Source organism: Vibrio sp. R10-SG3-ISO3 (assembly GCF_059834225.1).
In genome coordinates this window covers 46,627-58,421 of sequence record NZ_JCBDHE010000011.1, presented here as the reverse complement: position 1 = coordinate 58,421, position 11,795 = coordinate 46,627, and the positions used below count along the sequence as shown (strand labels likewise).

The following is an 11,795-nucleotide window of genomic DNA, read 5'->3' as shown; positions in this document are numbered from 1 at the left end:
TAAAACCGGGCGTTTAATCCACACCATTAAGGTAAACCATACACTGTTGAAAAAAGATGAATGCAAAAAAAGAGCCGTAATCGGTTACGGCTCTTAGTGTAGTGATGTTTTTGTAGTCAGATCTTAGGCTTAGATCACCCTTTGTAAATTTTGGGGTTAAATACATCACGTAACCAGTCACCCAACAGGTTGATGACCAATACCAGTGTCACCAACACAATGCCTGGGAAGGCGGTAATCCACCATGCACCGGAGAAGATGTAGTTAAAGCCAATGCTGATTAACGCACCCAATGATGGCTGATCAACCGGCAAACCTAATCCTAGGAAAGAGAGTGCCGCCTCGGACATGATCGCATTCGCCACCTGAACGGTTGAGATAACCAAGATGGGTGACAAACAGTTCGGCAAAATATGACGGAACATGATACGTGGCGCTTTAAAGCCCATCACACGTGCCGCTTCGACATACTCTTTCTTCTTCTCTGCCAACACCGATGCACGAATCGTCCGCGCATATTGCGGCCATTCAGCGACACCAATGATCACCACCAGCATGATCACCGCATACTGACTGTAAAAGTCACTGCCGAAGCTGGCTTTAAAGATGGCAGAGACAATGATGGCCACCATCATGGTTGAGAACGACAGCTGCACATCGGCAAAACGCATCAAGAAACTATCAATACGACCGCCAAAGTAACCCGCAGACAGCCCAATCACGATGCCAAGTAGCAATTGCAGACCCACCGCCAAGAAGCCGATGGTGAGAGACAAACGTGAGCCATACAAAATGGTCGATAGGATGTCACGGCCTTGCTCGTCGGTACCAAGCACAAAGCGCTCTTCCCCGCCGTCCATCCACGATGGAGGCAGTTCTGAGTCCATAATATCAATCGATGACAAATCATACGGATCGCTTGGCGCAAGTACGGGCGCGGCAATCGCGACAATCAAGAAAATCATAAAAATGCTGAAACTTGTCATCGCGACTTTATCGCGCTTGAAGTAGTACAAGAAATCAGACTGTTTGAAACGCTCCCAATGAGAAGGAGCTGCGGCTGTTTGACTCATGTTATGCTCCTTTTCCTGTCAGATTAACCGTTGGGTTGATGATGCCGTAGAGTAAGTCGACAATCGTGTTGGTCACCACAAAGATAAGACCAACAAAAATTACGTACGCCGTAATCAAAGGTGTATCGACTCGGTTGATCGCTTCAAGGAAAAGAAAACCCATCCCAGGCCACTGGAACACCGTTTCCGTCAAAATGGTGTACGCCACCATAGTACCGATTTGTACCCCACCCACAGTCAACACCGGTAGCATGGTGTTTTTCAGTGCGTGTTGGTAATAGATTTTGTTCATCGCCAAGCCTTTAGCTTTAGCGAACTTGATGTATTCCGAGCTCAGCACTTCCAGCATTTCAGAGCGAACCAGGCGAATGAACAGTGGCAACATGATTGACGCCAGAGCCACACACGGCAAGATCAGATGCGCTAAGCCGTCTAAAGTAAAGTAGCCAGACTCCCAGCCGAGCCAGTTCGCAGTCTCACCGCGACCATAGGAAGGCAGCCAGCCAAGTTCGATGGAGAACACATACATCAGCATAATCGCCGTCAAAAAGACCGGAATCGAGATGCCGATACTGCTGCCCGCCATCACCACTTTAGTGAAGAAACTTTTTGGATGTATCGCCGAGTACACGCCAAGTGGAATCGACATAACGATGATGATCATCGTTGCACCAAACACCAACTCTAACGTCGCTACCAGCTTATCGAGAATTACGTCCACTGCAGGACGCTTGAAGAAGTACGATGTACCGAGATCGCCTTGCAGCGCAGCGCCGACAAAACGAGAATATTTGGTAATGAAGGGATCATTCAGGCCTAATTCATCACGCAGCGCTTGGCGCTCCGCCTCTGAAACAGACTGGCCCACCAACTCACGCAGTGGATCACCTAAGTTATCCTGAATGGCAAACGCCACTAGACTGATCACAAACATCACTATCAGTGCCTGAAACAGGCGCTTGACCAGAAACGAAAACATTCCTTGCCCCTTAACTTTCCATGGATTTCAGCCTTGCTAAAGCAGAGGGATCTGCTCGCAAAATTCAGTCTTAATGATGGCGCTTTGCCCGACTGAAACAAAGCAAAGCGCCAAATTCGCTCTCCCATTACTGAGAGCGAGAGACTCTCATTACTTGACCACTAGGTCGCCAAGGTATGGGAAGTTCATAGCGTTGACGATAGGTGCGATGTCCACGTTAGATTTCGCGCCCCACGCCAGGTTTTGCCAGTGTAGAGGAACAAACGCCGCATCGTTGTACAGGATGGTTTCCACTTGTTGTAGCATTTGCGCACGTTTCGCTGGATCCGTTTCTACGTTTGACGCTTCAACCAATTGATCAAGCTCTGGGTTTGAGTAGTGACCACAGTTGTACTGACCTTTACCTGTTTCTTCATTACGCGTCATGGTTAGGAACTCGGAGAAGTTTGCAGAATCTTCGGTATCTGAGTGCCAGCCGATCATCAGCATGTCTGCCGCACACTTATCAAACTCTGGCCAGTATTGCGCTTTTGGCATGGTTTTCAGGTCAACTTTAATGCCGATCTTAGACAGCATTGCCGCCGCCGCTTGAGCGATTTTCGCATCGTTCACGTAGCGGTTGTTTGGCGCCATCATTGTCAACGTAAAGCCGTCCTCGTAACCCGCTTCTTTCATCAGCTCTTTGGCTTTCTTCAGATCGAAGCGTGGCACAAGATCCGCGCTGTAACCTGCATAACCTTCAGGTCCTTGCTGACCCGCAACACTTGCGAAGCCTTTCATGATTTTATCCACAATGCCTTCGTTGTTGATCGCATGAACGATCGCCTGACGAACGCGGACATCTTTCAACGCTTCGTTGCTATTTTGGTTCATTTGGAACGTGATAATACGAGTACCAGGCAGTGTCACAAGATCGATATCTTTGGCGCCTTGTACACGCTTGTGGTCGTTTGGTGCAACCGGCGCAATCATATCAACGTCACCAGAAAGTAGCGCAGCCACACGTGTTGCGTCTTCTTTGATTGGCACTAGCGTTAGCTTGTCAACGTTACCTGTTGTGGTATCCCAGTAATCCGCAAAGCGTTGAAATTCGACTTTCACACCTTGCTCACGAGACGTCACAATAAACGGACCCGTACCAGATACGTTGGTCGAAGCAAACGAGTTACCGTGCTTCACAACTTCCGCTTTGTCTTTGCCATCTTCTGTTTGACCAGAGTAGAACTTGCTGTCCATTGGGAAGATGTAAGTCGCGGTTTGTAGAACCAGTGGGTAAGCGCCTTTAGACACCAACTCCACTGTGTAGTCATCCACTTTCACCATCTTCTCGTACGGTTCGAAGATCGCTTTAAAGTCTGGAGAGTTTTTCAGACGCTCGAACGTCCAAACCACATCATCCGCCGTTAGCTCGTTACCAGAGTGGAATTTCACGCCTTTGCGTAGCTCAAAACGGAATGTCGTGTCATCGACACGTTCCCATTTCTCAGCCAAACGAGGTTCAAAATCCAATTTTTGTGTGTAACGAACTAGCGGATCAAACACCATGTGAGACATTTGCAGAGTACCGCCTGATAGCTGCTCGTGTGGGTCAAGCGACACCGGGTCAGCGTCATAAGCGACAGTAATATCTGCTGCAGCGGCGGCAAAACTTAAGCCTGCTGCCATCAAAGCCACTGCTAGTTTGCTTTTCATGGTTTTCATGCATAACTCCTTATGCGGGATTCATCCCTAGTTGTTGTATTTGCTTCTGTTTAGCTACCCAACAAAACCGCGTTGGGCAAGGTATACGGCTTTAGGCCGTTTTTACTTCTTCTCTTAAGCCGGTGAACTCTGGCATCAGAGAAATCAGTTGTTGACTGTACTCATGCTGTGGTGAGTTAAACAGCTGCTCAGTGGGTGCCACTTCAAGTAGTGTACCCATTTGCATCACCCCAACACGGTCACACATCTGACGAATGACAGGTAAGTCATGGCTGATAAACAGCATAGTCAGATTGAGCTCATCTTGGAGATCTTTTAATAAGTTGAGGATTTGCGCTTGCACCGACACATCCAACGCCGACGTCGGCTCATCACAAATCAGCAAACGTGGACGAGTCGCCAGCGCGCGCGCAATCGAAATACGCTGACGCTGACCACCTGAGAATTCGTGCGGGTATTTCACCCCAGCCATTCGGCCCAAACCAACATGATCCAAAAGATCGTTAACGATCTGGCGTGTTTCGGATTCATTCTTGGTCAGCTTATGGAAACGAATCGGCTCGGCGATGATGTCGAACACCTTCATTCGAGGGTTCATCGAGGTATAAGGGTTTTGGAATACCATCTGCATTTGACGGCGCAGCGGACGACGCTCTTTCTCTGACGTCATCGCAGTAAGGTCAATGCCCTCAAAGCACACTTTGCCCGAGTTCGGCTGATAAAGACCGGCAATCACTCGCGCAATGGTCGATTTTCCTGAACCAGACTCACCCACTAGGCCAAACGTCTCACCTTCAAACACTTCAAAACTGACATTGTTCGATGCTTGAACGTACTCTCGGCGGCTTTCAAATAAAGAGTCTTTGGTGACAAAGCGCAGGTTAACGTTTTCGACCGTCAACAAAGAGCCAGAATAAGCACGCTGATCTTGGCTTTGACCCAACCAGTGATTTTTGACATCCAGTGGCTTCATCTCTTTCGCTTCCTCGATGTAACTCACCAGAGGGAAACGATCGAGTTTGATATCCGAACGAGGTACGGCAGAAATCAAGCTGCGCGTGTAAGCATGATCGGGGTCGCCTAGCACTTTGTTCGTCGGGCCAAACTCCACCAAATCGCCACGGTACATCACCGCCACACGATCGGTGACATTCGATACCACGCCCATGTCGTGCGTCACCAACATACAGCCGACGTTGTTCTTGATACACAATTCGCGAATTAAGTTGAGGATTTGGTCTTGAATCGACACATCCAAGGCCGTCGTTGGCTCATCAGCGATAATTAAATCAGGCTCACCGGCAAGCGCAATCGCGATAACCACGCGCTGGCGCATACCACCAGAGAACTGGTGCGGGTATTGTTTGAGACGGTTTTCTGGCTGAGGAATGCCCACCTGCTTCATCAATGACAATGCACGTTGATACGCTTCGTCGTCCGACACCTTCATATTGGCATGGATGGTCTCGGTGAGTTGCTGCTCAACGGTAAATAGTGGGTTAAGAGAGGTCATTGGGTCTTGGAAGATAAAACCGATTTTTGACCCGCGCACTTTGCGCATTTTTTCTGGTGTCAGTCCGGAGATCTTCTCTCCATCAAGATAGACGTCACCACTTGCGACCTGACCCGGAGGGCTCAGTAAGTCGATCACCGCATTACCTACGGTGGATTTGCCGGCACCCGATTCGCCAACGACGCCAACAATCTCGCCTCTCTCTATATTAAAAGAAAGCGATTTGACCGCTGCGTGTACGCCGTGACGTGACGGATATTCGATACGAAGATTTTTGACTTCTAAAAGTGCCATTAACCAGACCTCTACTGCTGCGGCAGCCTTCTGCCCTGTCTGAAAAGTGAATCCATTCAAAAAACCGGATCAGTATTCCGGCAATTTACAAGGTCATCAATTTGGCAAAAAATTCACAGAAAATCAACAATCTTAGGATAAAAAGTTGAGAACGCACAAATATCAAGCAGCTTAACAAAATATCTATGCACCTTAGCGATACGATGCATTGATCGGACCTGCTGCATTTTGGCCGTCATTTGCACAGTTTTAGCGCACTTTCACTGCGAAACTTTCAGGGTCAACGAGAAGCCGAAAGGCATAGTTATTCACCCATTATTCAGACTGCTCAATTAACAAAAATAACACACATAACCAGTGAGATTATTTTTATCGAGATCAAAAACTAGATATCAATCACGTGAGTGGTGTAATGAATTGAATAATCACTCTAATGCCATAGAAATGGTGGTGGGGGAATAAGGAACGTAGCAGAGCAGTGATTGAGTAAGTATCTGGGTTGTGGGTTGTGGGTTGTGGGTTGTGGGTTGTGGGTTGTGGGTTGTGGGTTGTGGGTTGTGGGTTGTGGGTTGTGGGTTGTGGGAGGGTTGGATAAAACATATAGATGGGACGCAAGAAATAACCGAGATGTGCACAAATTCTGGATCACGTAGATGTAAAAAAGCCCCGCTAATACTAGCGAGGCTTTCTAAAGTGGTCGGTGAAGAGGGATTCGATGCGACTGGGCTTCCAGACCCCGACCCGATATGTGCACAAATTCTGGATCGCAAGATGCAAAAAAGCCCCGCTATGATTAGCGAGGCTTTTTGAAAGTGGTCGGTGAAGAGGGATTCGATGCGACTAGGCTTCCAGACCCCGACCCGATATGTGCACAAATCGGTGATCGTGAGATGTAAAAAAGCCCCGCTAATACTAGCGAGGCTTTCTAAGGTGGTCGGTGAAGAGGGATTCGAACCCCCGACCCTCTGGTCCCAAACCAGATGCGCTACCAAACTGCGCTATTCACCGAAATGGGGTGGCTAACGAGACTTGAACTCGCGACAACCGGAATCACAATCCGGGGCTCTACCAACTGAGCTATAGCCACCATCAATTTTTGCTTCAACCGGCTTCTTGCCGTTGTCGTTCTTACGCGGTGATAAGAACAAACGATCACGCGATTGCCTAATCGTATAAATAAGTGGTCGGTGAAGAGGGATTCGAACCCCCGACCCTCTGGTCCCAAACCAGATGCGCTACCAAGCTGCGCTATTCACCGAGAATGGGGTGGCTAACGAGACTTGAACTCGCGACAACCGGAATCACAATCCGGGGCTCTACCAACTGAGCTATAGCCACCACAATATTTTTTTACCGATACATCCTCCGAGGCAAATGGCGCGCCCGAAAGGATTCGAACCTTCGACCTTTGGCTCCGGAGGCCAACGCTCTATCCAGCTGAGCTACGGGCGCATGCCCTATCGGCGGAGTGGAATAATACGTATATCACACTAGGGCGTCTAGTACTTTTTCAAGTTTTTTTCTCGTTTGACGCCTTTTTGGGCAATTAAAGTGTGATAAACCCCTATTTCCCATTAGATAACCTTGTGGAAGCGGTTATCTTGTTGTTTATTGCAACAAGTTATCAGGATATAATCACCCATTATTTACATTGATTTAACAGCATTATCTGCATTTTACACGCCCTTTGATGCTGCTTAGCTCAATGCCACATTAATAGAATAGGTAAGCACGCACTTACCTTCAGGAATGTAAAGTGAGTTTAATGGATATGTCTCGAAAATTATTAACGGCTCTTATCGCCGCTGTCACCTTTTCCAGCGCATCGATCGCAGCAAGCGTAAGCCAAGAAGAATACGATGCCATTGCTGAGCGCATTAAACCTGTTGGTGATGTTTATCTAGCCGGTGCCGAGCCTGTCGTGGCAGAGCCGAGTGGCCCTCGTGATGGTGCCACTGTGTATGGCACCTTCTGTATTGCCTGTCACGCATCAGGCGTGAGCGGCGCACCGAAAACAGGCAACGCAGATGATTGGGCGCCACGTATCGCTCAAGGTAAAGATGTTCTCGCGAATCATGCCATCAACGGCTTCAATGCTATGCCTGCACGTGGTTCATGTATGGATTGTTCAGATGATGAAATCATCGCGGCGATCGAGCATATGATTGAAGGTCTATAACCCGCCCTTTTATTTTCAAACCTCATTTTTGTAGCGCAATCTCTACAAGCAGAAATGAAAAAGCGGCTGACTTTAGGGTGAGCCGCTTTTTTGTTTATCTTTTTATCGATGAGTTATTTTTTAAACATCGCTCTTAAGTTGGCAATGTGGGCTTGGCCTTTCGCCATTCGCTCTTCTGCGCTTTGCGGCTTTTTGTTGACCTCCCACTCGACATCATCAAACGGCAGTTCATCCAAAAAACGGCTCTGGGTCGGTTTGATCAGCTCGCCAAACTGACGTCTTTCTTTACACATGGTGAAGGTGAGCTCTCGCTGCGCGCGCGTAATACCCACATACATTAAACGGCGCTCCTCTTCGACATTGTCTTCATCGATACTGGTTTGGTGCGGCAAGATGCCCTCTTCGGCGCCAATCAAATAGACGTAAGGAAACTCCAAGCCTTTTGATGCGTGTAATGTCATCAGTTGTACCGCATCACTGTCGTCATCTTCTTCGCCACGCTCCATCATGTCACGCAGCGTCAAACGCTGAACCACCTCTTTGAGATTCTTCTCTTCTTTGTCGTAGTTGTCGCCTTCAAGATCCGCCACAATCCAAGAGTAGAGATCGGAGACGTTCTTCATTCTCATCTCTGCGGCCTTCGGGCTCGAGGAGGTTTCGTACAGCCAATCTTCGTAGTTGATGTCACGCACTAGTGAGCGCACTGCACTGACGGTGTCGCCCCGCTCTGCTTGATCGGCAATCTTCACTAACCAGGTGGTGAAGCGACGTAAGTTTTCTAACCCTCTGCCCGTTAGGTGCTGCTCCAGCCCCATTTCAAAACTGGCCTCAAACAGACTCTTGCCACGCATATTGGCATAACTGCCCAGTTTCTCGAGCGTCACCGGACCAATCTCACGTCGCGGCGTATTGACGATGCGCAGAAAAGCGTTGTCGTCATCTGGGTTCACCAAAATTTTTAAATACGCCATGATGTCTTTGATTTCTGCGCGAGCAAAAAAGGAGGTGCCTCCTGAGAGTTTGTAGGGCACTCGGTTTTGCATCAGCGACTTTTCAATCAAGCGCGATTGATGGTTACCGCGATACAAAATCGCATAGTCACGATAGTCCGTGCGGTTGAGAAACTTATGGGCGATCAACTCCCCAGTCACACGCTGCGCTTCATTGTCTTCATCTTTCGCCATCAACACCTTGAGTTTTTCCCCATCAGGAATTTGCGAAAACAAGGTCTTTTCATACACGTGTGGGTTGTTGGCGATTAAGATGTTCGCCGCGCGCAAGATGCGGCTGGTCGAGCGATAGTTTTGCTCCAGCTTAATCAGGCGCAGGTTCGGGTAATCTTCACCAAGCAAGACCAAGTTTTGCGGTTTCGCCCCTCGCCAAGAGTAGATGGATTGGTCGTCATCACCCACCACAGTCAGGCGGCCACGTTCGCCGACGATCAGTTTGACCAACTCATATTGACTGGTGTTGGTGTCTTGGTACTCATCCACCAGCAGATAACGAATCCGATTTTGCCAACGCTGGCGCACCTCTTCATTAGTGCGCAGAAGAAGCACGGGCAGCGAAATTAAATCATCAAAATCGAGCGCGTTGTACGCCTTCATCTGCTTTTGGTACATCTCAAAACAGAACGCAAACAGCTGTTGCTGCTCACCTTGTGCCAGTGCCTTGGCCTGATCGGGCGTCAGCATGTCGTTCTTCCAGTTAGAGATCGCGCTGAGCAACTGGCGCAGCAAATCTTTATCCCCATCAAGCTGCTTTTCTGTGAGCTCTTTTAGCAGCGCCATTTGGTCTTGATCATCAAACAGCGAAAAGCCGGCCTTGAGCCCTAGCGCTTTGTACTCACGTTTGATGATGTTGAGACCTAGGGTGTGAAAGGTCGACACCATCAAACCTTTGGACTCATGCTTACCCAACGTCTGACCGACGCGCTCTTTCATCTCGCGGGCCGCTTTATTGGTGAAGGTCACCGCTGCAATATTGCGCGCCTTGTACTGACATTGCTGAACCAAATACGCGATTTTATTGGTGATCACACGCGTTTTACCTGACCCGGCACCCGCGAGTACTAGGCAAGGTCCGGAGACATATTTAACGGCTTCGTCTTGTCTTGGGTTCAGCTTCATTGTCGGCTCAATCTACATTGCTCAAAGAGAGTGGAATGGCGCTTATGATAATCGCCACCTCATCATATTGCCATGTTTTCGAGGTCACCGATAAGCTCACCTTCAGCCAACCAATAGGTTGAGTAAAAAATATTTATCAAATAAGTGTCATACTTTGTTGCAAAGATGGCTGGGATTCGATCTATAATGAATGAACGTTCATTCATTAACTGAAGTCATCATGCCGGAATCGTTAAATCCAGATAAACGAGAACAAATTCTCGCTGCCGCAGAAATCCTTGTGGCTGAGTCGGGATTTCAAGGCTTGTCGATGCAAAAACTGGCCAAACAGGCTGGGGTTGCCGCCGGCACCATCTACCGATATTTCGAAGACAAGGAACACTTACTTCGAGAGCTTCGTCTGTCGGTAGCGCAGCGGGTGGCGAACGCCATTCAAGCGGGTGTGGACGATGACATGCCACTGAAACGTCGCTACCGCACGATGTGGCTTAATATATGGAATATGGCTGGTTCCAATCTGAAAACCATCAGCAACCGTATTCAATATGAATCCTTACCTTGTGACAGCGGCCAGTCGACTCGTGAGTTGGAGCGCCAGATGTTCGACAAAGTCGACCTTCTTTTTGATCAAGGGAAAGCAGAAGGACTGTTTAAACCTCTCGCCAACGAGGTACTCGCCGGACTCAGTCTTGAAGCCAGTGTTGCACTTGCACGCAAACACGCTTTAGGACTTTACCCACTGGATCAAGAGGCACTTGAAGCCGCGATTGAAGCCAGCTGGGACGCCATTATCACACATTAACTTGGAGTTCTTATCGGAATGAAAAAGTGGACTTTCTTTATGTTACTTATCGCCGTGCTGCTGTTTGGCAGTGTGATAGGTTTCAATCTCTTTAAGCAGCAGAAGATTGCTGAATACATGGCGAATCGCCCAGAACCAGAGTTTCCGGTGACAGTCACCGAAGTCGCCTCTATCGATTGGGTTCCTGTGATTGAAGCGATCGGTTTTATCGAACCAAACCAAGGTGTCACGGTTGCCAACGAAACCAGCGGTGTGATTGACCAAATTGCATTTGAGTCAGGTACTCAAGTGGAAGAAGGCCAACCTTTAGTTCTGCTCGACTCCGATGTAGAAAAAGCCAACTTAAAAAGCGCCAAAGCGAAACTGCCTGCGGCCGAAGCCAAGTATAAGCGCTACCAAGGCTTGTACCAAAAAGGCTCAATTTCAAAAGAAGCGTACGACGAAGCCGAAGCCAATTACTTCTCCCTGTTGGCGGATATCGAAAGTTTGAATGCCTCGATTGACCGTCGTGAAATCAAAGCGCCATTTGCTGGCGTGGTCGGGATTCGTAACGTTTACCTTGGTCAATACCTGCAAGCGGGTACGGACATTGTGCGTTTAGAAGACACCAGCGTGATGCGCCTTCGTTTCACCGTGCCGCAAACGGACATCTCTCGCATCAATATGGGCCAAGAGGTCGACATTTTTGTGGATGCCTACCCTGCGATTGCGTTCAAAGGCTCAATTACCGCCATTGAACCCGCCGTCAATATCCAAAGTGGTTTGATTCAAGTCCAGGCTGATATTCCAAACAGTGATGGCAAACTGCGCAGCGGTATGTTCGCGCGGGCCAACATCATCCTGCCTAAGCTGGAAAACCAAGTGGCGCTGCCACAAACCGCCATCACGTTTACCCTCTACGGTGACAATGTTTACCTTGTCTCTGAGGAAAACGGTGAGAAGCGCGTTAAGCAGCAAGTGATTAAAGTGGGTGAACGCACCCAAGACATCGCACACATCCTCGATGGGGTGCAACCGGGCGATGTAGTCGTGACATCAGGTCAAGTGCGTCTCAGCAACGGTGCCAAAGTCCGCGTCGTAGAAAGCGATGCGACCACACCACCTGAACAAACCCCTATGCTGTAA

General features: G+C 48.7%; 8 protein-coding genes and 5 tRNA genes. 3 read left to right on the top strand and 10 right to left on the bottom strand.

Features of this window, described 5'->3' with window-relative positions; genetic code table 11:
• Positions 1-134 precede the first annotated feature (134 nt).
• The 9 genes from AC6R1A_RS02120 to AC6R1A_RS02080 all read right to left on the bottom strand — a co-directional run bounded on the left by AC6R1A_RS02120 (position 135) and on the right by AC6R1A_RS02080 (position 7,012).
• On the bottom strand, positions 135-1,073 hold the full coding sequence (locus tag AC6R1A_RS02120; protein ID WP_487903369.1) for an ABC transporter permease: 939 nt from the start codon (positions 1,071-1,073) through the stop codon (positions 135-137).
• A gap of 1 nt (position 1,074) precedes the next feature.
• Positions 1,075-2,052, bottom strand: a complete 978-nt coding sequence (locus AC6R1A_RS02115; protein ID WP_334555460.1) for an ABC transporter permease — start codon at positions 2,050-2,052, stop codon at positions 1,075-1,077.
• 150 nt (positions 2,053-2,202) lie between these two features.
• The gene (locus tag AC6R1A_RS02110) at positions 2,203-3,753 is read right to left on the bottom strand and encodes an ABC transporter substrate-binding protein (RefSeq protein ID WP_487903370.1); all 1,551 of its coding nucleotides are present in this window, start codon (positions 3,751-3,753) and stop codon (positions 2,203-2,205) included.
• A gap of 91 nt (positions 3,754-3,844) precedes the next feature.
• Complete coding sequence (locus AC6R1A_RS02105; RefSeq protein WP_487903371.1) at positions 3,845-5,560, bottom strand: dipeptide ABC transporter ATP-binding protein; 1,716 nt, start codon at positions 5,558-5,560, stop codon at positions 3,845-3,847.
• 931 nt (positions 5,561-6,491) lie between these two features.
• Positions 6,492-6,568: transfer RNA gene (locus tag AC6R1A_RS02100), tRNA-Pro, on the bottom strand.
• 3 nt (positions 6,569-6,571) lie between these two features.
• Positions 6,572-6,647, bottom strand: a tRNA-His gene (locus tag AC6R1A_RS02095).
• Positions 6,648-6,741: 94 nt separating this feature from the next.
• Positions 6,742-6,818: transfer RNA gene (locus tag AC6R1A_RS02090), tRNA-Pro, on the bottom strand.
• Positions 6,819-6,822: 4 nt separating this feature from the next.
• A tRNA-His gene (locus tag AC6R1A_RS02085) sits at positions 6,823-6,898 on the bottom strand.
• A 37-nt stretch (positions 6,899-6,935) separates the two neighbouring features.
• Positions 6,936-7,012 (bottom strand) — tRNA-Arg (locus AC6R1A_RS02080).
• Between the two features lie 313 nt (positions 7,013-7,325).
• On the opposite strand from AC6R1A_RS02080, the gene AC6R1A_RS02075 reads away from it, so the two are divergent.
• Positions 7,326-7,739, top strand: a complete 414-nt coding sequence (locus AC6R1A_RS02075; protein ID WP_487902695.1) for a c-type cytochrome — start codon at positions 7,326-7,328, stop codon at positions 7,737-7,739.
• A 113-nt stretch (positions 7,740-7,852) separates the two neighbouring features.
• Here AC6R1A_RS02075 and rep read toward each other — a convergent pair whose 3' ends face one another.
• Complete coding sequence (rep, locus tag AC6R1A_RS02070) at positions 7,853-9,868, bottom strand: DNA helicase Rep (RefSeq protein WP_500630177.1); 2,016 nt, start codon at positions 9,866-9,868, stop codon at positions 7,853-7,855.
• Between the two features lie 220 nt (positions 9,869-10,088).
• Between rep and AC6R1A_RS02065 the strand changes: the two genes are divergently transcribed.
• On the top strand, positions 10,089-10,670 hold the full coding sequence (locus AC6R1A_RS02065) for a TetR/AcrR family transcriptional regulator (protein WP_334555480.1): 582 nt from the start codon (positions 10,089-10,091) through the stop codon (positions 10,668-10,670).
• A gap of 18 nt (positions 10,671-10,688) precedes the next feature.
• Entirely contained in the window at positions 10,689-11,795 is a 1,107-nt protein-coding gene (locus tag AC6R1A_RS02060; protein WP_500625331.1) for an efflux RND transporter periplasmic adaptor subunit, read from the top strand.